The sequence below is a fragment of the Streptomyces sp. NPDC014894 genome (genome assembly GCF_043080985.1).
Classification (GTDB): domain Bacteria; phylum Actinomycetota; class Actinomycetes; order Streptomycetales; family Streptomycetaceae; genus Streptomyces.
The window spans coordinates 194,467-214,434 of sequence record NZ_JBIBWD010000003.1; the positions used below are offsets into that span (position 1 = coordinate 194,467).

At 73.2% G+C, this 19,968-nt stretch carries 16 protein-coding genes and 1 tRNA gene; 5 read left to right on the forward strand and 12 right to left on the reverse strand.

Annotated features, from left to right (window positions below; genetic code table 11):
- The first annotated feature begins 487 nt into the window (after window positions 1-487).
- A complete protein-coding gene (locus ACF089_RS08840; protein WP_392024738.1) occupies window positions 488-1,522 on the forward strand; it encodes a LacI family DNA-binding transcriptional regulator in 1,035 nt (344 codons plus the stop codon).
- A gap of 126 nt (window positions 1,523-1,648) precedes the next feature.
- Here ACF089_RS08840 and ACF089_RS08845 read toward each other — a convergent pair.
- The 4 genes from ACF089_RS08845 to ACF089_RS08860 form a co-directional block, all read right to left on the reverse strand.
- Window positions 1,649-1,721, reverse strand: a tRNA-His gene (locus ACF089_RS08845).
- 113 nt (window positions 1,722-1,834) lie between these two features.
- A complete protein-coding gene (gene orn / locus ACF089_RS08850; RefSeq protein ID WP_392023806.1) occupies window positions 1,835-2,437 on the reverse strand; it encodes an oligoribonuclease in 603 nt (200 codons plus the stop codon).
- Between the two features lie 9 nt (window positions 2,438-2,446).
- Complete coding sequence (locus tag ACF089_RS08855) at window positions 2,447-3,649, reverse strand: GlxA family transcriptional regulator (RefSeq protein WP_392023808.1); 1,203 nt, start codon at window positions 3,647-3,649, stop codon at window positions 2,447-2,449.
- A 386-nt stretch (window positions 3,650-4,035) separates the two neighbouring features.
- On the reverse strand, window positions 4,036-4,485 hold the full coding sequence (locus ACF089_RS08860) for a hypothetical protein (RefSeq protein ID WP_392023811.1): 450 nt from the start codon (window positions 4,483-4,485) through the stop codon (window positions 4,036-4,038).
- 806 nt (window positions 4,486-5,291) lie between these two features.
- Here ACF089_RS08860 and ACF089_RS08865 point away from each other — a divergent pair.
- Window positions 5,292-5,813 (forward strand): universal stress protein, encoded by a 522-nt coding sequence (locus ACF089_RS08865; RefSeq protein WP_392023814.1) that lies wholly within the window; start codon window positions 5,292-5,294, stop codon window positions 5,811-5,813.
- Between the two features lie 486 nt (window positions 5,814-6,299).
- Here the strand turns inward: ACF089_RS08865 and glmS are convergent, their stop codons facing one another.
- The 3 genes from glmS to ACF089_RS08880 form a co-directional block, all read right to left on the reverse strand.
- Window positions 6,300-8,117: a glutamine--fructose-6-phosphate transaminase (isomerizing) gene (gene glmS, locus ACF089_RS08870; RefSeq protein WP_392023816.1), complete on the reverse strand. Its 1,818-nt coding sequence runs from the start codon at window positions 8,115-8,117 to the stop codon at window positions 6,300-6,302.
- 173 nt (window positions 8,118-8,290) lie between these two features.
- Window positions 8,291-8,533, reverse strand: coding sequence for a hypothetical protein (locus ACF089_RS08875; RefSeq protein ID WP_392024740.1), 243 nt, complete (start codon window positions 8,531-8,533; stop codon window positions 8,291-8,293).
- Window positions 8,534-8,678: 145 nt separating this feature from the next.
- Entirely contained in the window at window positions 8,679-9,578 is a 900-nt protein-coding gene (locus ACF089_RS08880; RefSeq protein WP_392023818.1) for a DUF4429 domain-containing protein, read from the reverse strand.
- Between the two features lie 198 nt (window positions 9,579-9,776).
- Here ACF089_RS08880 and ACF089_RS08885 point away from each other — a divergent pair, with 198 nt between their 5' ends.
- On the forward strand, window positions 9,777-11,372 hold the full coding sequence (locus tag ACF089_RS08885) for a beta-N-acetylhexosaminidase (protein WP_392024742.1): 1,596 nt from the start codon (window positions 9,777-9,779) through the stop codon (window positions 11,370-11,372).
- A gap of 171 nt (window positions 11,373-11,543) precedes the next feature.
- Here the strand turns inward: ACF089_RS08885 and ACF089_RS08890 are convergent, their stop codons facing one another.
- From ACF089_RS08890 to ACF089_RS08905, 4 genes are read right to left on the reverse strand one after another with little or no spacing between them, the layout of a single operon-like run.
- On the reverse strand, window positions 11,544-12,710 hold the full coding sequence (locus ACF089_RS08890; RefSeq protein ID WP_392023821.1) for an acyl-CoA dehydrogenase family protein: 1,167 nt from the start codon (window positions 12,708-12,710) through the stop codon (window positions 11,544-11,546).
- Between the two features lie 6 nt (window positions 12,711-12,716).
- Entirely contained in the window at window positions 12,717-13,655 is a 939-nt protein-coding gene (locus ACF089_RS08895; protein ID WP_392023824.1) for a hydroxymethylglutaryl-CoA lyase, read from the reverse strand.
- Window positions 13,648-15,684, reverse strand: coding sequence for an acetyl/propionyl/methylcrotonyl-CoA carboxylase subunit alpha (locus ACF089_RS08900; protein WP_392024744.1), 2,037 nt, complete (start codon window positions 15,682-15,684; stop codon window positions 13,648-13,650). Before ACF089_RS08900 ends, ACF089_RS08895 begins: the two co-directional genes overlap by 8 nt.
- 19 nt (window positions 15,685-15,703) lie before the next feature.
- Window positions 15,704-17,320 (reverse strand): carboxyl transferase domain-containing protein, encoded by a 1,617-nt coding sequence (locus tag ACF089_RS08905; protein ID WP_392023827.1) that lies wholly within the window; start codon window positions 17,318-17,320, stop codon window positions 15,704-15,706.
- A gap of 79 nt (window positions 17,321-17,399) precedes the next feature.
- Between ACF089_RS08905 and ACF089_RS08910 the strand changes: the two genes are divergently transcribed.
- Together ACF089_RS08910 and ACF089_RS08915 are read left to right on the forward strand one after the other, a co-directional pair.
- Window positions 17,400-17,996: a TetR/AcrR family transcriptional regulator gene (locus ACF089_RS08910; protein ID WP_392023830.1), complete on the forward strand. Its 597-nt coding sequence runs from the start codon at window positions 17,400-17,402 to the stop codon at window positions 17,994-17,996.
- A gap of 94 nt (window positions 17,997-18,090) precedes the next feature.
- The gene (locus ACF089_RS08915) at window positions 18,091-18,870 is read left to right on the forward strand and encodes a phosphatase (protein ID WP_392023833.1); all 780 of its coding nucleotides are present in this window, start codon (window positions 18,091-18,093) and stop codon (window positions 18,868-18,870) included.
- Between the two features lie 39 nt (window positions 18,871-18,909).
- Here ACF089_RS08915 and ACF089_RS08920 read toward each other — a convergent pair whose 3' ends face one another.
- Complete coding sequence (locus ACF089_RS08920; RefSeq protein ID WP_392023835.1) at window positions 18,910-19,899, reverse strand: cation diffusion facilitator family transporter; 990 nt, start codon at window positions 19,897-19,899, stop codon at window positions 18,910-18,912.
- Between the last annotated feature and the right edge of the window lie 69 nt (window positions 19,900-19,968).

Sequence of the window (19,968 nt, forward strand, 5' to 3'; positions counted from 1 at the left end):
GTACGCGCCGCCACACCGCCGTACCCCCGGTACGGCGGGCCGCCCCGGCCCCCGGGAGGGCTGTCGCGCGGCTTCGGCGGGGCCTTTTGGGGCCTCAGGGTTAATCGGTTCCGATGCTGCCCTTAAGAGGACTTTAAGAACTCTGGCCAATGTCCTGAATGGTCACTTTGTCTGTTCCGGGGTCGCTAGCGTGCTCATGTACAGCGCTTCCGCGAGGCTTCTCTCTCCGTTCACCCTGCGATCACCCCCCCCCCACAACGGAGAGACGGGCGACCGGGGGCGAGCGTTTCCGCACTTCCGCACCGCCCTTCGAGCAACTCCTGCCCCCCACCCGCGCGTCCCGGTCGGTTCCCCCAATCCGACCGGGACGCGCCTTTTCCCGTTCCCGGATCTCCCGTCGTGGACCTGATGCAACGTCAAACTCCCCTGGGCGTAAGGTTCTCCGCAATTCGGGAAGCCAGGGAAGGCGGTCACGGTGTCTGGGACGATCCGTACGGAGAACGGGGGGCGGAGCACCGGCAGACCCACCCTCGAAGAGGTCGCGGCCCTCGCCGGGGTGGGGCGCGGCACGGTCTCCCGGGTGATCAACGGATCGCCCCGGGTCAGGGACGCCACCCGGGCCGCCGTGCAGGCCGCCGTCGCCGAGCTGGGGTATGTGCCCAACCGCGCGGCCCGGGCGCTGGCCGCCAACCGCACCGACGCGATCGCGCTGGTCGTCCCCGAGCCGGAGGACCGGTTCTTCGCGGAGCCGTACTTCTCCGAGATCGTCCGGGGCGTGGGCGCGGCGCTCGCGGACACCGAGATGCAGCTGCTGCTGACCCTGGCGGGCGGCGACCGCGAGCGCCGCAGGCTGGCCCAGTATCTGGCCGCCCACCGGGTGGACGGGGTGCTCCTGGTCTCGGTCCACGCCGACGATCCGATTCCCGAGCTGCTGGCGGAGCTGTCCGTGCCGCTGGTGATCAGCGGCCGGCGCTCGGGCGCGGAGACGCTCCCCGCGGTCGACGCGGACAATTTCACCGGCGCCCGGGGCGCGGTCGCCCATCTGGCCGCCCGCGGCCGCCGCCGGATCGCGACGATCACCGGGCTGCTGGACGTGTACGGCGCGCAGTGCCGGCTCGCGGGCTACTCGGCGGGCCTGGAGGCGGCGGAACTGGCCCCGGATCCCGCTCTGACGGCCCGTGCCGACTTCACCGAGGAGGGGGGCCGCCGGGCGATGCGGGAGCTGCTGGCGCGCCGCCCCGGGCTGGACGCGGTCTTCGCCGCCTCCGACGTGATGGCGGCGGGCGCCCGGCAGGTGCTGCGCGAGGCGGGCCGCCGCATCCCGGACGATGTGGCCCTCGTCGGCTTCGACGATTCGGCGGTGGCCCGCCTGATGGATCCGGCGCTCACCAGCGTCCGCCAGCCGATCGAGGAGATGGGCCGCACGATGGCCCGGGTGCTGCTGGAGGAGATCGGCGGCTGCGCGGGGGACCGGCCGCCGATCGTGCTGCCGACGGAGCTGGTCGTACGGGACTCCTCGTAGCGGAGCCCGGGGCCGCGGGGCCGAGCGCCCCGGGGCCCCGGGCGGGCGGTCGCCCGTGTTCCCGCGGGAACGGGGTACGACGAAGGGGCTGACCCGTTCTACCGGATCAGCCCCTTGATCGTTCAGGGTGAGTGACGGGACTCGAACCCGCGGCATCCTGGACCACAACCAGGTGCTCTACCAACTGAGCTACACCCACCATGACCGGTCTTTTTTCTGACCGGCCGAGGAAAAGTGTACAGGGTTTCGGAGGGTGCTCGCGCCAGGGTTGAAACGGGCCTGACGCAGCGCCCGTCCGCACCCCTGTCGACGTCACTCCGCGGGGAGCACGTGCCTCGCCGCGATCGACTTCGCCGTCTCCGAGTCGGGCCCGGGCTGCGGCACGAAGACCGCCTCCCGGTAGTAGCGCAGCTCCGCGATGGATTCGCGGATGTCCGCCAGCGCCCGGTGGTTACCGCTCTTCTCCGGGCTGTTGAAGTAGGCCCGCGGGTACCAGCGGCGGGCCAGCTCCTTGACCGAGGAGACGTCCACGATCCGGTAGTGGAGGTGGCTCTCCAGGGCGGACATGTCCCGGGCGAGGAAGCCGCGGTCCGTGCCCACCGAGTTCCCGCAGAGCGGAGCCTTGCGGGGTTCCTTCACATGCCGGCGGATGTAGGCCAGGACCTGCTCCTCGGCGTCGGCGAGCGTGGTGCCGCCCGCCAGCTCGCCGAGCAGGCCCGAGGCGGTGTGCATCTGCCGCACCACCTCGGGCATGGTCTCCAGGGCCGCGTCCGGGGGGCGGATGACGACATCCACCCCTTCTCCGAGCACGTTCAGTTCCGAGTCGGTGACCAGTGCGGCCACCTCGATGAGTGCGTCGTCCGTCAACGAGAGCCCGGTCATCTCGCAGTCGATCCACACCATGCGATCGTTCATGCGACTACCTTATGGCGCGCTCCGCTGGCCGGGCAGGCTGGGACGGCCGTGGCCTGCCGCGTATGCGCCGGTCGGCGGCTTCCCCAGCTCCGGAGGGAGGGTCGAGGAAGCGCTGTGACCGGTGATGCCCGCCGCGGCGGTGCGTCTGGCCTGGAGCGGCACCACGGACTCCACCACCGAGGTGGGGGAGGGGTCTCCCTGGGGACGCCGGACCCGGTAGGCCGCCCGGTAGGCGGCCGGGGACGAGCCCAGCTGCCGCCGGAAGTGCCCGCGCAGGGCCACCGGCGACCGGAAGCCGCAGCGTCCGGCGACCTCGTCCACGGAGTAGTCCGAGGTTTCGAGGAGCCGCTGGGCCTGAAGCACCCGCTGGGTGATCAGCCACTGGAGCGGTGCGCTGCCGGTCAGGGATCGGAATCGCCGGTCGAAGGTCCGCCGGCTCATGTACGCCCTGGCCGCCAGCGTCTCCACGTCGAACTGCTCGTGAAGATGCTCCAGCGCCCAGGAGACGACCTCGGCCAGCGGGTCCGACCCGATTTCCTCGGGTAAAGACCTGTCCAGATAGCGTTCCTGCCCGCCGCTGCGCCTCGGCGGCACGACCAGCCTGCGGGCGAGCGCCCCGGCGGCCTCGGTGCCGTGGTCGGTGCGCACGATGTGCAGGCAGAGGTCGATTCCGGCCGCCGTGCCCGCGGAGGTGAGCACATCGCCGTCGTCGACGAACAGCTCCCGGGGGTCCACATGGACCGACGGGTACCGCTTGGCCAGTGTCGGCGCGTACATCCAGTGCGTGGTCGCCGGACGTCCGTCCAGCAGTCCCGCCGCGGCGAGGACGAACGCGCCCGTGCACAGTCCTACTATCCGTGCTCCTTCCTCGTGCGCCCGGCGCAGTGCGTCGAGCGCTTCCGGCGGTGGCGGTGATGTGATCGACCGCCAGGCCGGTACTACCACGGTGCCCGCCCTGCCGATGGCCTCCAGGCCGTACGGCGCGGTCAGCTCAAGACCGCCGGTGGTCCGGAGCGGTCCCTCCTCGCCTGCGCAGACGAGCAGTCGGTAGCGAGGAACTCCGGCGTCCTGACGGTCGATTCCGAACACCGAGAGCGGGATGGAACTCTCAAAGATGGGGCCGCCGCTGAAGAGCAGCACGGCGACGACTTCCCGGCGCCTGCGCCCCGAGAGCTTTCGAGCAACCTCCGGTGCGGCGGAGTCCTGACTCATGACGCTAAGCCCCCCTCGGTATTCGCGTCTCCCCGTTCGTTTCGGGCCTTTCGCTCCTGCACGTTTCCCCTCGGTTTTGCACGAGTTACGAGCCTTCGATACTCAAGATCGAATCTACTGCGTCCCGTGGCGCCGCCGTGACAAGTTCGGCATGCCCCGCTATGTCTGCTCAGGAACTTGGCGCGAAGCATTCGATCACGAAGGGTTCCACTCGCAGGCCCCGCAGGGAAGTGCGCCGTACGCGCATGGCCCGTCCCCGTAGGGTGCGAGCGACGCGAATAGTCCTTTCCTGCCTGGTGACAAGGGGGTAGGCAGGCCATTTCCCCAAGGGATGGGTACCAGCACGAAGTTGGCTGAAACTATACGGGTGCGGGTGTGCGAATGGGTCAGCCCCCGGGTGTCCGTCCACCGCCGTGCCGACCGCCGCGGTGCGATCCGCCGACCGGCCGGCCGCGCCGTCTGCGGCCCGTGCCGGACGCCCCCGGGCGGCGGCCGCCCCGGCCGCGCGAGGCGCCCCGCGCCCGGCCCCCGGCCGCCCCGCGCTCCGAGCGTCTCAGCAGCAGCCGGCAGGCGGTCGTCACGGCGGCGAGACCGAGCGCGGCGGCCGCGGCCCCGCCCACGGACGCCCCGTAGAGCACGAGGACGACGGGCACCAGCAGACAGCTGAACGCCGCCCAGCGGACCACATCGCTCGCCGAGTCGGACGGGGAGGGGCGGGGAGCGGGCCGGCGCCGGGCGGCCGAACGGTGTCCGGGGGGCTGCTCGGGGCCCGCGTACCGGCCACCGGACGGCGCTCGGGTGCGGGCTCGGGGGCGGGGGGACGGGCGTGCGGGCACGGAAGCTCCCTCGGGCTGCGGGGTGACCGAGGAGCCAACGAGGAGTGGACCCTTCCGGTCACTGCGGCACAGGGCGTACCGGCCGGTCGCCGCGGGCCTCCGCCGCCGCCCCGGACGGTGGCGCGTCCCCGCCGCCCGCCCGCGCTCCGCGCCCGGCGGCCCCCCGGCCTCCCGCGACCGCCTCCGGGGCCCGCCGGAAGTGTGCGACTTTGCCACAGTGATCACCACATCGCCCCTGCCTCCGCCCGTTCGCGAGGCCCCGGCGCGGGCGTCCGGCCGCTCCCCGGACCCGTCGCCCCAGGCGCCCCTCCGCACCCGGAATTCCGCCGCCGGAGCCCCCGGCGGCCGTCCGAGGACACTCCGCGCCGCCCCGCCACCGGACGGCCCGCCCCGCCCCGCTCCGGCCCGCCTCCACCCCGCCGCCCTGCCCCGCGCCGCGTCCATGACCAGCCGGTCCGCGGCCCTCCGCGGCCCCCGGCCCGCCTCCGGGCCCGCCGCGGCCCCCGCCGCCGTCTGCGCGGCCCGTCGGCCGCCCCGGGCGGGAAAACCCCCGCCGCGCCGCCGCACGCCCCCGGCGGGCCGTCCTCCGCCTCTCCGGGGGCGGACGGCTGTACACGCCAAGCGGCATTGCCATCCGGCACGGCCTCGGGCATGCTCCCTGAAACGTCCGATTGGGCCGACCGGCCCTGGGCAGGAGAGGAGTGTCGCCGTACCCTTACGGGTAGGGCCAGGGAAGATGCTTCCCGGACACCGCATCCGTCGCCATGTCGTTCCCTCCACTGAGGACTTCCTTCGCCGAGAACCCGATGGCAGGACACGAGATCCCCGAACCCGCGGACCGCAAGCAGGTGGCCGACCCCACGTCGGATCTGCGCGCGGCCGAAGAGGCACGCCCTTCGTGCGACCCCGCGTTCCGGCACGGCGTAGTCGTCGGCTTCGACGGCTCCACGTCCAGTGAGCGGGCGCTCGCCTACGCCATCGGCATGGCACGGCGCTCCGGCTCCGGACTGATCATCGTCCATGTCGCCAACCGGCTGCCCACCACGGTCTGGGCGGGCTGCGAGCCCCCGGTCTTCGTGGACGTCCCCGACCACCGCACCGAGGTCCTCGGCCTGGAGCTGGCCTGCGCGGACTATCTCGCGGAAGTGCCGTGGATCCTGGTCGAGCGCGGCGGCGACATCTGTCACGAGCTGGAGGAAGTCGGCCGGGAGTACTCCGCCGACGCGATCGTGGTCGGCTCCACGCACGGCATCGTCGGCCGGATCTTCGGCTCGGTGGCCGGACGGCTCGCGCGGCGCGCCCAGCGCCCCGTCGTCGTCATCCCGTAGCCCCGGCCCCGTACGGCCCACGGCCCCGCAGCACCGCGCGCCGTGCGCGGCCCCGCCCCGGCGGACCCTCCTCTGCGTGGCGTATGACGCTCGGTCAACTCGGCGGGCGGACGGGGAAACTACTCATCCGTAGAGGTGCGTTGTGCGCCGGTGAAGGGTACATAACGGTCGTCGGCCCGTCGTGCGACGCCGTGTCAGCACCGGTTCTGGAGGGGAGTCCGCCGTGCGTGAGGACGTCTTGGGGGAAGCGCGGCCGCTTCGGCGCGCGGTCCCGGCGGCCGCGCCGGAGCTCCCGTACTCCGGTGCGGAGACGGGCGGTCGGCGGACGGTGTCCGGCGCACGCGCCGCCGGCCGGGGAGTGACGGCCACCGGCTGAGGCCGCGCGGGCCGGCGCGCACTGGGCCGCGTGCCGGCCGACCCGGCCCCCCGCACGCCCCGACGGCGGCGTGCGGGGGGACCATGGCGCTCAGGGCGCGAGAGCGCCGGTCATTCGACGGTGACGGACTTCGCCAGATTGCGCGGCTTGTCGATGTCCCGGCCCATCGCCAGCGCCGTGTGGTAGGCGAAGAGCTGGAGCGGAATGCCCATCAGGATCGGGTCCAGCTCGTTCTCGTTCTTCGGTACGACGATGGTGTGGTCGGCCTTCTCCTGCTCCCGGTGGGCCACCGCGAGGATCCGGCCGCTGCGGGCCTTGATCTCCTCCAGCGCCGCGCGGTTCTTCTCCAGCAGCTCGTCGTCGGGCACGATCGCCACCGTCGGCAGCGCGGGCTCGATCAGCGCCAGCGGCCCGTGCTTCAGCTCGGACGCCGGATACGCCTCGGCGTGGATGTAGGAGATCTCCTTGAGCTTCAGCGACGCCTCCAGGGCCACCGGATAGCCCCGCACCCGGCCGATGAACATCATCGACTGGGCCCCCGCGTACTCCTCCGCCAGCTTCTTGATGTCGGCCTCGGCCTCCAGGATCTCGGTGATCTGCTCGGGGAGCCTGCGCAGCCCCTCGATGATCCGCCGGCCCTCGGAGACCGAGAGGTCCCGGATCCGGCCCAGATGCAGCGCGAGGAGCGCGAAGGCGACCACCGTGTTGGTGAAGCACTTGGTGGAGACCACGCAGACCTCGGGCCCGGCGTGCACATAGGTCCCGCCGTCCGCCTCGCGGGCGATCGCGGAGCCGACCACATTGACCACGCCCAGCACCCGCGCGCCCTTGCGCTTCAGCTCCTGGACGGCGGCGAGCACGTCGTAGGTCTCGCCCGACTGGGAGACGGCCACATAGAGGGTGTCGGGGTCCACCACCGGATTGCGGTAGCGGAACTCGGAGGCCGGCTCGGCGTCCGCCGGGATCCGGGCGAGGGACTCGATGAGCCCCGCGCCGATCATTCCCGCGTGGTACGAGGTGCCGCAGCCGAGGATCTTCACCCGGCGGATGGAGCGGGCCTCGCGCGGGTCCAGATTGAGCCCCCCGAGATGCACGGTGGCGAAGCGGTCGTCGATCCGGCCGCGCAGCACCCGGTCCACGGCGTCCGCCTGCTCGGAGATCTCCTTGTGCATATAGGTCTCGTGGCCGCCCATGTCGTACGACTCGGCCTCCCACTCCACGGTGGTCGGCGTGGCCGTCGTGGTCGAGCCCTCGGTGGTGTACGTACGGAAGTCGTCGGCCTTGATGGTGGCCATCTCGCCGTCGTCCAGGGTGACGATCTGGCGGGTGTGGGCGATCAGCGCGGCGACGTCGGAGGCGACGAACATCTCCTTCTCGCCGATGCCGAGGACGACGGGGGAGCCGTTGCGGGCGACGACGATCCGGTCGCCGAAGTCCGCGTGCATCACGGCGATGCCGTAGGTGCCCTCGATCAGCTTCAGCGCCTGGCGGACCTTCTCCTCCAGGGTGTCGGCGGGGGCGCGGGCGATGAGATGGGTGAGCACCTCGGTGTCGGTCTCGGAGGCGAAGACGACGCCGTCGGACTCCAGCCGGACGCGCAGTTCGGCGGCGTTGTCGATGATGCCGTTGTGGACGAGCGCGACCCGGCCGTCGGGGGAGAGGTGGGGGTGGGCGTTCTCGTCGCTCGGCGCGCCGTGGGTGGCCCAGCGGGTGTGGGCGATGCCGGTGGTCCCGGTGAAGCGCTTGGGGACCCTGGCCTCCAGATCGCGGACCCGGCCCTTGGCCTTGACCAGCTTCAGCCCGGCGGACCGGGGGCCGGTGATCACGATGCCGGCGGAGTCGTACCCCCGGTACTCCAGCCGCTGGAGTCCCTCCAGCAACAGTGGTGCCACATCACGCCTGCCGATGTATCCGACAATTCCGCACATGAGGTCGAACCCCTCCGTAAGTCGTCCGTGGGTCGTTCGGGCGCCCGGTCGACGGCCTCGCACAAGGCCGTCCGGGCGTGGGTGGTGGTGTGCCGTGCGCTGTGCGCGGGGCCGGCGGGGCGGTGAGGGCCGCCCCGCCGGCCGTCCGTCGCGGGCGGGCCGGGCCGGCCGGCTCAGCCGTAGACGATGCGGCGCAGCTGGCGGAGCGACAGCTCCGGCGGCGACACGGCGCGGTGCGGCAGCTCGGCCGCGATCCGCTCGAAGATCTCCGGATTCGCCAGGCCGCCGGACTGCAGTTCCCGGTGCCGGCGGCGGACGTAGTCCTCGGTTCTCTCGTCGAAGTACGCGAGCACATCGAGCACCACCCGGGCCGCTTCGCCGCGTCGGAGCGCGGTGCTGCGGACCAGATGGTCTATGAGGTCGTCGTGCGCGCGGTCCGCCGGGGAGGCGGTGGCCGAGGGTGGCGGGCGACCGGTTCGATGATGTTCGAGCACTCGTCGATATTGAGGGGCGAAACGCTGCTATTGCAAGAATCCTGCCCGATTCCGGGCAGGAAGGACGCTACATCTGTCGGAGGATCGCCTGTTTGGCGGCGGCGAACTCCTCGTCGGTGAGGATTCCGCTCTGCCGCAGCTCGCCCAGCTCCCGCAGCCGGCGCAGCAGCGCGTCATGGTCCCCGTCGCCCCCGCGCGGCCCGGCGCCGGGGCCCGCCGCCTCGGGAGGGGCCTCGGCCGGCGCGCCCGGGGTCTGCTCGACCGGGCCGTACGGATGGGGCATCCGGGCCACGACCGCCGCGCCGACCAGCGCCATCAGCGGATCCTTGCGAAAGCCCCACAGCTCCACCGAGTACGGGTCGTACTTGGCCGGGGCGGTGGTCGGGGCGCGGGTCACGCCGAACCGCAGCGCGCCGTTCTCCAGCCCCGACGACGGCAGCCACTCGACCGCCTCCACATCCTCCAGGGCCAGCACCCGGGGCCCGCCCGAGGCCTTGGACTCCTCGGTCTTCCAGTTCCACGACAGCCGGATCCGCTCCCCGTCGAAGGCGACCGTGCCGTCGCCCGCGCCGACCGAGATCGGCAGCGCCGGTCCGGGCAGCAGATAGCGGTCGACCGGGCCGGCGGGGATCTGCTCCAGCAGCAGCGCGTCGCGCACGGCGTCCACGAAGTACTCGGCGACCCCGGTCCGGTCGTTCTCCACGGTCAGCCGGTACGGGTCGGAGCTGTCGCCCAGCTTGTTGCCGGTGATCTGGAGCAGCGGATCGGCCCCGTCGCGCAGCCGCAGTCTCAGCCGCCCGGCCTTCTTGCCCGGCTCGTAGGAGATCCCCGAGAGCGCCGCCAGCGGTACGGCCAGCTCGCCGAGGGACTTGCGCAGCGGACTCACGTTCTTGTCCGCCCCCGGCACCACGCGCACGGTGTCCCCGTCGAAGGTCCAGGTGCCGTCCTTCTGGATGATTTCCGCCATGGGGCGATTCTTTCACCCGCAAGAGTGGGGCGGGGGCCGCCCGAAATGCCGTAGTGGTCTATACCTTGAGCCCGGTCGAAGGCACCATGGTCACAATGGGCGTCCTCAGGCGCGGCGCCCGGTGAAGGGACTCGGCCCGTGAGACTGTCCACGCTTCCCCGCCTCTTCGGCGCACTGCTCCTCGTCGCCGGAGTCGGCATGAGTTGCTCCATCGACGGCGGCGGCCGGGGCAGAGGCGGCAGAGGCGGGGACGGTCAGGGCTCCGGCGACGGGCCCGCCGCCGGCGGGGGCGAGTCCCCGGCCCGCACCCCCGCGCTCGGCCGGGTCGTGCCCGCGCCCTCCTCCGTGGAGCCCGCGGCGGGGGTGCACACCCTCACCGCCGACACCGCGATCCGGGTGGGCGAATCCGACGACGCGCGCGCCGTCGGCGAGTACCTCGCCGGGCTGCTGCGCCCGTCCACCGGCCATCCGCTGCCCGTCACCTCCGAGGACGGCGCGGACGGCGTCCGGCTGCGGCTGGACGCGGCGGAGAGCGCGCTGGGGGCGGAGGGATACCGGCTGGAGTCCTCGGACGCCTCGGTGACCCTCACCGCCCGGGAGCCCGCCGGGCTCTTCCACGCCGTCCAGACGCTGCGTCAGCTGCTCCCGGCCGCCGTGGAGAAGGACACCGCGCAGCCGGGGCCGTGGACGGTCCCGCGGGGCACGATCACCGATGTGCCCGCGTACGCCTACCGGGGCGCGATGGTCGATGTGGCCCGGCACTTCTTCACCGTCGAGCAGATCAAGCGCTATGTCGACCAGCTGGCCCTGTACAAGATCAACAAGCTGCATCTGCATCTCACCGACGACCAGGGCTGGCGGATAGCCGTCGACTCCTGGCCGAAGCTGACGTCCGTCGGCGCGGTCACGGCGGTCGGCGGCGGAAGCGGCGGGTTCTACACCAAGGACGACTACCGGGAGATCGTCCGGTACGCGGCCTCCCGCCATCTGGAGGTGATCCCCGAGATCGACTTCCCCGGGCACACCGCCGCCGCGCTCGCCTCCTACCCGGAGCTGAACCCGGAGGGCGAGACGTCCGAGATCCACACCGGGGTGGAGGTCGGCTTCAGCTCGCTCACCGTGGGCAAGGACATCACCTACGACTTCGTGGACGATGTGATCCGCGAGATCGCGGAGCTGACCCCGGGCGAGTACCTCCACATCGGCGGGGACGAGGCCGACGCCACCAGCCAGGAGGACTACGCGGTCTTCATGGAGAAGGCGCAGGCCGTGGTCGCCAAGTACGGCAAGACCGTGGTCGCCTGGCACCAGCTGGCGGGGGCCCGGCCCGCGCCGGGCGCGGTGGCGCAGTACTGGGGGTACGACGACACCTCGGCCGCCGAGCGGGCCGGGGTGCTCGGGCTGGTGGGCCAGGGCGTGCGGCTGATCCTCTCCCCGGCGGACCGCACCTACCTCGACCACAAGTACACCGCCGAGGAGGAGCTGGGCCTGAAGTGGGCCGGTCTGGTGGAGGTGGACCGCTCCTACGACTGGGACCCGGCCGCCTATCTGGACGGGGTCCCCCGGGAAGCGGTGCTGGGCGTGGAGGCCCCGGTCTGGACGGAGACCCTGGAGACCACCGAGCAGCTGGAGTACATGGCCTTCCCGAGGCTGCTGAGCACGGCGGAGCGCGGCTGGTCCTCGGGCGGAGAGTGGGACGAGTTCCGGCTGCGGCTGGCGGGGCAGGCGGGGCGCTGGGAGGCGATGGGGATCACGTACTACAAATCGCCGACCGTGCCGTGGGACGAGGTCTGAGAGCCGGACCTCCGCCCGCGCCGGGCGCTGCGTACCGGCGCGTGAGGACGGCCCGCCCCCGGGCGTGAGACCGGCCGGGGGTACGGGGCTCCTCCCGGCGAGGAGCCCGCTCCGACGGCTCGCCGGTCCGGGCTCCTCGCCGGGAGCGGACCGGGGGCCGTCGCGCGGCTGTCAGCCCGTGAGCCCCAACTCGCGGGCGATCAGCATTCTCTGGACCTCGCTGGTGCCCTCGCCGATCTCCAGGATCTTGGAGTCGCGCCACATCCGGGCCACCGGGTACTCGTTCATGAAGCCGTAGCCGCCGTGGATCTGGGTGGCGTCCCGGGCGTTGTCCACGGCGATCGTCGAGGAGTACAGCTTGGCGAGGGCCGCCTCCTTCTTGAAGGGCTCGCCCCGCACCAGCCGGGAGGCGGCGTCCCGCCAGCCGACCCGGGCCATGTGCGCCCGCATCTCCATGTCGGCGATCTTGAACTGGATGGCCTGGTTGTCGCCGATCGGCCGGCCGAAGGCGTGCCGCTCCTTGGCGTAGGCCACCGATTCGTCCACACAGCCCTGGGCGAGCCCCGTCGCCAGCGCGGAGATCGCGATCCGGCCCTCGTCGAGGATGCGCAGGAACTGGGCGTACCCCCGGCCCTCCGCGCCGACCAGATTGGCCAGCGGCACCCGTACCCCGTCGAAGGACAGCTCACGGGTGTCCGAGGCGTTCCAGCCGACCTTGGAGTAGGCCGGGGCGACGGTGAAGCCGGGGGTGCCGGAGGGGACGATGATCGAGGAGATCAGCGGCTTGCCCTCGGGGGTGCGGCCGGTGACGGCGGTGACGGTCACCAGGGCGGTGATGTCCGTGCCCGCGTTGGTGATGAAGCACTTGGAGCCGTTGATCACCCACTCGCCCGCCGCCTCGTCGCGGACGGCGGTGGTCCGGGTGCCGCCCGCGTCGGAGCCGGCCCCGGGCTCGGTCAGCCCGAACGCGCCGAGCGCCTCGCCGGAGCAGAGCCGGGGCAGCCACTCGCGCTTCTGCTCCTCGGTGCCGAAGCGGTGGAGCGGCATCGCGCCGAGCGAGACCCCGGCCTCCAGGGTGATCGCCACCGAGGAGTCGACCCGGGCCAGCTCCTCCAGCGCGATGCCGAGGGCGAGGTAGTCGCCGCCCATCCCGCCGTACTCCTCCGGGAAGGGCAGTCCGAAGAGCCCCATCCGGCCCATCTCGGCGACGATCTCGTAGGGGAACTCATGGCGCTCGTACAGCTCGCCGATCCTCGGCGCGATCACATCGTGGGCGAACTGCTCGACGGTCCGGCGGAGTTCGTCGTGCTCCGAGGTGAGCCGGTGGTCCAGGGACATGGGGAGTCACTCCTTGTGGGAGAGCGCGCGAACGGTACGGGAGGGGCTGGGGCGGCCCAGCCGCCCGGCGAGCCACACGCTGGTGGCGGTGAGGCCCGCGAGGTCGACGCCGGTCTCGACGCCGAGGCCGTGGAGCATCCACACGAGGTCCTCGGTGGCGAGGTTCCCGGTGGCGCTGCGCGCGTACGGGCAGCCGCCTAGGCCGCCCGCCGAGGCGTCCACGGTGCTCACCCCGTGCTCCAGCGCGGCGAGGGTGTTGGCCAGCGCCTGGCCGTAGGTGTCGTGGAAGTGCACCCCGAGCGCGGGGGTGGGCACCCCCGCCGCGTTCACCCCGAGCAGCAGGGCGCGGACATGGCCGGGGGTGGCGGCGCCGATGGTGTCGCCGAGGGACAGCTCGTCGCAGCCCAGCTCGTAGAGCGATCTGGCGACCGCGACGACCCGGTCGACGGGGACCGGACCCTCCCACGGGTCGCCGAAGCACATGGAGAGATAGCCGCGCACATGGACGCCCTCGGCCTTCGCCCGGGCGACGACCGGCGCGAACATGGCGAGCGACTCGGCGACGGTGCGGTTGAGGTTCTCGCGCGCGAAGGTCTCGGTGGCGGAGCCGAAGACGGCGATCCGGCGGACCCCGAGGGCGAGCGCGCGGTCCAGCCCGCGTTCGTTCGGCACGAGGACGGGGAGCGCGACGCCGTCCAGACCGGCCAGGCGGGGGTACAGCTCCTCGGCGTCGGCGAGCTGGGGGACCCAGTCGGGGCGGACGAAGCTCGCGGCCTCGATCGTGGTCAGCCCGGCGGCGGCGAGCCGGTGCACGAACTCGGCCTTGACCTCGGTGGGGACGATCGTCTTCTCGTTCTGGAGGCCGTCGCGGGGGCCGACCTCGTGGACGCGGACCCGGGGCGGGAGGCCCGGCGCGGGGAACCGCATGGGCAGTCCGTCAGTCATGGCGGGGCTCCTCGGGCGCTGCGGGCTTCTCGGGCGGATCCGGGCGTACGGCGCCGGCGGGCGGCGGGCTCCCGGCCGAGGGACCGTCCCCGTCCTTCTCGTCCCGGGGCGCGAGCACGGCCAGCACCTGGTCCATGGCGACGGTGGAGCCGGGGGCCACGTCCAGCTCGGTGACGGTCCCGGCGTGCGGCGCGGAGATGACGTGCTCCATCTTCATCGCCTCCACCACCAGCAGACTCTGTCCGGCGGCCACCTCGTCCCCGACGGCCACCTTGACCACGGTGACGGTGCCGGGCATGGGCGCGGCCAGGGTGTCCGCCCCGGCGCGGGCCGCGCCCGCGAGGGCGGCGGCGACCGGGTCGTGGTCGCTCACCCGCCAGGCGTCGCCGTCGCGGCCGAGCCACTCGCCCGCGCGGTGGAAGGTGTGGACGAGCCCGTCGACGGTGACGGCGACCGTGTCCGGGGTGACGTCGAACTCGGCCGGGGCCCGGCGGGCGACCGGCTCGGCCCCCGGGGCCGCCAGCGGGAAGGCGGGCGGGGCCGGGGTCCCGCCCAGCCGCCAGCCGCCGGGGACGGAGAACGGGTCCGTCCAGCCGTTCGCGTCCGGCGCGGGGGCCAGCGCCGCCAGCCGGACGGCCGCGGCCGCCGCGTACACCTCGTCCGGGACGCCCGACGGGAGCAGACCGGCGGCCTCGCGCTCCACCAGCCCGGTGTCCAGCTCGCCGGAGACGACGTCGGGGTGGGCGAGGAGCCTGCGCAGGAAGCCCGCGTTGGTCGGGACGCCGAGGGTGACCGTTTCGGCGAGCGCGGCGCGCAGCAGGCGCAGGGCCGTGGGGCGGTCGGGGCCGTGGGCGACGACCTTGGCGAGCATCGGGTCGTAGCGGCTGGAGACCTCCGAGCCCACGCTGAGGCCCGAGTCGGTGCGCACCCCGCCGCCCCGCGGCTCGCGCAGCGCCAGCACTCGGCCGCCGGAGGGCAGAAAGCCCCGGGCGGGGTCCTCCGCGCAGATCCGGGCCTCCACGGCGTGACCGGTGAGGACGATGTCCTCCTGGGCGAACGGCAGCCGTTCGCCGGCCGCGACCCGCAGCTGCCACTCCACCAGGTCGAGGCCGGTGACCAGCTCGGTGACGGGGTGCTCGACCTGGAGCCGGGTGTTCATCTCCATGAAGTAGTACGAGTCCGGGTCGCCGCCGGGGACGATGAACTCGACGGTCCCCGCGCCGGTGTATCCGCAGGACCGGGCCGCCTGGACGGCCGCCTCGCCCATGGCGGCGCGGGTGCGCTCGTCCAGCAGGACGGAGGGGGCCTCCTCGACGACCTTCTGGTGGCGGCGCTGGAGGGAGCACTCGCGCTCGCCGAGGTGGATCACCCGGCCGTGTCCGTCGGCGAGCACCTGGATCTCGATGTGCCGGGGCCGGTCGATCCACCGCTCCACCAGCAGGGTGTCGTCGCCGAAGGAGGCGAGGGCCTCGCGCCGGGCGGTGGCGATCTCCTCCGCGAGCGCCGACTCCTCCCGGACCAGCCGCATGCCCTTGCCGCCGCCGCCCGCCGAGGGCTTGAGCAGCACCGGCATGCCGATCTCCCGGGCGGCGGCGGCCAGTTCCCCGTCGCCGAGGCCGGAGCCGGTGGAGCCGGGCACCACCGGCACCCCGGCCGCCCGTACGGTCTCCTTGGCGCGGATCTTGTCGCCCATGAGGGAGATCGCGGCGGCGGGCGGGCCGATGAAGACGAGCCCGGCCTCCTCGCAGGCGCGGGCGAAGTCCGCGTTCTCCGCGAGGAAGCCGTAGCCGGGGTGGACGGCCCGCGCGCCGGTCCGGGCGGCGGCCTCCAGCAGCCGTTCGGCGCGGAGATAGCTCTCGGCGGCGGGCGGCGGGCCGATCCGGACGGCCGTGTCCGCCTCCCGTACGTGCCGGGCCCCGGCGTCCGCGTCGGAGAAGACGGCGACCGAGCGCACCCCCATCGCCCGCAGGGTGCGGACGACGCGGACGGCGATCTCGCCGCGATTGGCCACCAGGACTGTGTCGAACATCGTCATCGCTGAGGTCCCCTCACATCCGGAAGACGCCGAAGCCGGGTTCGCCCAGCGGCGCGTTGGCGCAGGCCGTCAGGGCGAGACCGAGCACCTGGCGGGTCTCCAGCGGGTCGATCACCCCGTCGTCCCAGAGCCGGGCGGTGGCGTAGTAGGCGCTGCCCTGCCGTTCGTACTGGCCGCGGATCGGGTCCTTGAAGGCCTCCTCCTCGTCGGCCGTCCACTCCTGGCCGCGCGCCGCGAGCTGGTCGCGCTTGACGGTGGCCAGCACCGAGGCGGCCTGCTCGCCGCCCATGACCGAGATCTTCGCGTTGGGCCACATCCACAGGAAGCGGGGGGAGTAGGCGCGGCCGCACATCGAGTAGTTGCCCGCGCCGTAGGAGCCGCCGACGACGACCGTCAGCTTGGGGACGCGGGTGCAGGCGACGGCGGTGACCATCTTCGCGCCGTGCTTGGCGATGCCGCCGGCCTCGTAGTCCCGGCCGACCATGAAGCCGGAGACGTTCTGGAGGAAGAGCAGCGGGATGCCGCGCTGGTCGCACAGCTCGATGAAGTGGGCGCCCTTCTGGGCGGACTCGGAGAACAGGATGCCGTTGTTGGCGACGACACCGACCGGGTGGCCGTGGATCCGGGCGAAGCCGGTGACCAGGGTCTGCCCGAACTCGGCCTTGAACTCGGCGAACCGGGATCCGTCGGCGATCCGCGCGATCACCTCGCGGACGTCGTAGGGCGTACGGGAGTCCACCGGCACCGCGCCGTACAGCCCGGCGGGGTCGTGGCGGGGCTCCTCGACGGGGGCGGTGGTCCAGGGCAGCGGGCCGCGCGCGGGGAGGGTGGCCACGATGTTCCGGACGATCCGCAGGGCGTGGGCGTCGTCCTCGGCGAGATGGTCGGTGACGCCGGAGACCCGGGAGTGGACCTCGCCGCCGCCCAGCTCCTCGGCGGTGACGACCTCGCCGGTCGCGGCCTTCACCAGCGGCGGTCCGCCGAGGAAGATCGTGCCCTGGTTCCGCACGATCACGGCCTCGTCGCTCATCGCCGGGACATAGGCCCCGCCCGCCGTGCAGGAGCCGAGGACGGCCGCGATCTGCGGGACGCCGGCCCCGGAGAGCCTGGCCTGGTTGTAGAAGATCCGGCCGAAGTGGTCGCGGTCGGGGAAGACCTCGTCCTGCATCGGCAGGAACGCGCCGCCGGAGTCCACCAGATAGACGCACGGCAGCCGGTTCTCCAGGGCGATCTCCTGGGCGCGCAGATGCTTCTTGACCGTCATCGGGTAGTACGTGCCGCCCTTGACGGTGGCGTCATTGGCGACGATCACCGTCTCGCGCCCGCCGACCCGTCCGATGCCGGCGATCACGCCGGCCGCCGGGGCCTGGTCGTCGTACATCCCGTGGGCGGCGAGGGGGGCCAGCTCCAGGAAGGGGGAGCCGGGGTCCAGCAGGGCGTCCACGCGATCGCGCGGAAGCAGTTTGCCGCGTGCGGTGTGGCGGGCGCGGGCCTTCTCCCCGCCGCCGAGTCTGGCCCCGGCCAGCTTGCCGCGCAGGGCGTCGGCCAGCTCGCGGTGGGCCGCCTCATTGGCCTGCCAGGCCGGGGAGGCGGGGTCGGCCGCGCTGGTGAGCACGGGTGCCTGCTGCATCGCGTCACTCCTGTTAATGAGCGTTAACGAGTGGCTTCAGGTTAACGATCGCTAACAGCCTTGTCTAGAATCGGATCCCATGAGCACCAGGACGGATGCGCCCACGCGCCGGGAGCAGATCCTCAAGGAGGCTGCCCGGCTCTTCGCGGAGCGCGGCTTCCACGGCGTCGGCGTCGACGAGATAGGGGCCGCCGTCGGCATCAGCGGCCCGGGGCTGTACCGCCACTTCGCGGGCAAGGACGCGATGCTGGCGGAGCTGCTGGTGGGGATCAGCGAGCGGCTGCTGAGCGGCGGGCGGCTGCGGGTCGAGGAGACGCCGTCCGACCCGGGGGCGCTGCTCGCCGCGCTCATCGACGGCCATATCGACTTCGCCCTCGACGACCGGCCGCTGATCACCCTCCACGACCGTGAGCTGGACCGGCTGCGGGAGGCCGACCGCAAACTCGTGCGCCAGCTCCAGCGGCAGTACGCCGAGCTGTGGGTCACCGCCGTGCGCGAGCTGCACCCCGGGGTGCCGGAGAACGAGGCCAGGGCGGCCGTGCACGCCGTCTTCGGCCTGCTGAACTCGACCCCGCACCTGGGCTCCCGCGACGGCGGCCCGCCCGCCCGCACGGCGATGGAGTCGCTGCTCCGCAGGCTGGCCCACGGAGCGTTCGACGCGCTCGCGCGCGAGTAGCGGGGCTCCTGGGGCTGCCGGTGGCCCCGGTGGCCCAGGGGCTCCCGGGAATCCGGCCCCGCGCGGGCGGCCCGCTGACGGCACAATGGTGCGCATGCCGATACCGAGCCGTGCCGCCCTCGTCGACCACCTCGTCCGCACACGTATCGCCGGGAACGTCGCCACCCCGCGCGACAACAACCTCTCCCACTACCGCAAGCTCGCCAACGGCGACCGCCACTACTGGCTGGGCCTGGAGCTGGGGGAGCGCTGGACCGACGAGCAGGACGTGCTGGCGGTGATGGCCGAGCGGTGCGGGGTCATCGACGACCCCGGCCACCGCGCCGGCCAGGACACCATCGACCCCGAGCTGACGGTCGACGCCCTGGACCGGCTCGCGGCCCGGCTGCGCAAGGCCGCCGCCGGACGGGAGCGGGTGCTCTTCGCCACCGGGCACCCCGGCGGCCTGCTCGACGTCCACCGGCAGACCGCCGACGCCCTGCGCGCGGCCGGCTGCGAGATCGTCCGGATCCCCGGCGGGCTGATGGCCGACGAGGGCATGGTCTTCCAGTTCGCCGGCGTCGCCGTCCTGGAGCGCGGCGCGACCCTCTGGCACACCCACTCCCCGGCCCCCATGGCCGCGATCCTCGACGGCCTGGAGCGCGACGGAAGACCCCGCCCCGACCTGGTCGTCGCCGACCACGGCTGGGCGGGGTGCGCGGGACAGCGCGGAATCGACGCCGTGGGGTACGCGGACTGCAACGACCCGGCCCTCTTCATCGGCGAGGCCGAGGGAACGCTCCAGGTGACGGTGCCCCTGGACGACCACGTGACCGACCCCAGGTTCTACGACCCGATGGCCGACTACCTGCTGGACGCGGCGGGACTGCTCTGACCTCGGGACCCCGGCCCGGGCCCCCGCCGCCCCGGGGGCTCAGGGCCCGGCCGGACCCCGTGACCCCGGGTCGGGATCCCGGTCCGGCTCCCGCTCGGGACCCAGCCCCGGCGTCGGATCCAGATACACCCGCCGGATCGCCGGGAACCGCTCCCTGAGCTGCTCCTCCGCCTCCTCGCACGCCCACTCCACCTGCCGCGCGCTCGACGCGTCCCGGAAGTCGACCTTCGCGGCGATCAGGATCTCGCGCGGCCCCTGGATCAGCGTGGTCAGCTCCAGCACCGCCACGATGTGCGGCACGGTGAGGATCTCCTCCCGGACCGCGTCCCGCATCCGCTCCGGCAGCGGCCGGCCGATGAGCAGCCGGGCGTTGCTGCGGCCCAGCACCCACGCCACGTACACCAGCACCAGTCCGATGAGGATCGACGCGACGCCGTCCCAGACCCCGGACCCGGTCAGCTGCGCCCCCAGCAGCCCGCCGGCCGCCAGCAGCAGCCCCGCCAGCGCCGCCGTGTCCTCCATGACCACCGCCTTCACGGCGGTGTCCGGGGTGAGCCGCAGATAGCGGCCCACGGGCGCGCCGAGCAGCGCCGCCTCGGCGCGGGCCTGGCGGACCCCGGTGCGCAGCGAGTAGCCCTCCAGGACGAAGGCGACCGCGAGCACGAGGTACGAGATCAGGGGATCGCCGGGATCCTCGCCGTGGGTGAGGGTGTGGATCCCGTCGTACACGGCGAAGACCGCGCCGCCGACGAAGGTGGCGACGGAGGCCAGCAGCGCCCAGATGTAGCGCTCGGGGCCGTGGCCGAGCGGATGGTCCTCGTCGGCGGGCCGCTCGCCGCGCTTCAGCGCGACCAGCAGCATGAGTTCGGTGACGGTGTCGGCGACGGAGTGCGCGGCCTCCGAGAGCATCGCGCTGGAGCCGCTGACGACGCCCGCGACGGCCTTCGCCACCGCGATGCCCAGATTCGCGGCGGCGGCGACGATCACCGTGAAGGTGCTCTCGGTGGGCGTGATGTCCGTTTTCGTCATACGCCGGACGCTATGCGCGGCCGGGCCCGCGCCCGCTCCCGCCACGCACACGCCCGCTCCCGCCGCGCC

Coding starts and splice junctions, on each gene's coding strand:
- orn (WP_392023806.1), bottom strand. CDS start 2,437: ATGAACGATCGCATGGTGTGGATCGACTGCGAGATGACCGGGCTCTCG.
- ACF089_RS08855 (WP_392023808.1), bottom strand. CDS start 3,649: ATGAGTCAGGACTCCGCCGCACCGGAGGTTGCTCGAAAGCTCTCGGGG.
- ACF089_RS08865 (WP_392023814.1), top strand. CDS start 5,292: ATGGCAGGACACGAGATCCCCGAACCCGCGGACCGCAAGCAGGTGGCC.
- glmS (WP_392023816.1), bottom strand. CDS start 8,117: ATGTGCGGAATTGTCGGATACATCGGCAGGCGTGATGTGGCACCACTG.
- ACF089_RS08880 (WP_392023818.1), bottom strand. CDS start 9,578: ATGGCGGAAATCATCCAGAAGGACGGCACCTGGACCTTCGACGGGGAC.
- ACF089_RS08885 (WP_392024742.1), top strand. CDS start 9,777: ATGAGTTGCTCCATCGACGGCGGCGGCCGGGGCAGAGGCGGCAGAGGC.
- ACF089_RS08890 (WP_392023821.1), bottom strand. CDS start 12,710: ATGTCCCTGGACCACCGGCTCACCTCGGAGCACGACGAACTCCGCCGG.
- ACF089_RS08895 (WP_392023824.1), bottom strand. CDS start 13,655: ATGACTGACGGACTGCCCATGCGGTTCCCCGCGCCGGGCCTCCCGCCC.
- ACF089_RS08900 (WP_392024744.1), bottom strand. CDS start 15,684: ATGTTCGACACAGTCCTGGTGGCCAATCGCGGCGAGATCGCCGTCCGC.
- ACF089_RS08905 (WP_392023827.1), bottom strand. CDS start 17,320: ATGCAGCAGGCACCCGTGCTCACCAGCGCGGCCGACCCCGCCTCCCCG.
- ACF089_RS08910 (WP_392023830.1), top strand. CDS start 17,400: ATGAGCACCAGGACGGATGCGCCCACGCGCCGGGAGCAGATCCTCAAG.
- ACF089_RS08915 (WP_392023833.1), top strand. CDS start 18,091: ATGCCGATACCGAGCCGTGCCGCCCTCGTCGACCACCTCGTCCGCACA.
- ACF089_RS08920 (WP_392023835.1), bottom strand. CDS start 19,899: ATGACGAAAACGGACATCACGCCCACCGAGAGCACCTTCACGGTGATC.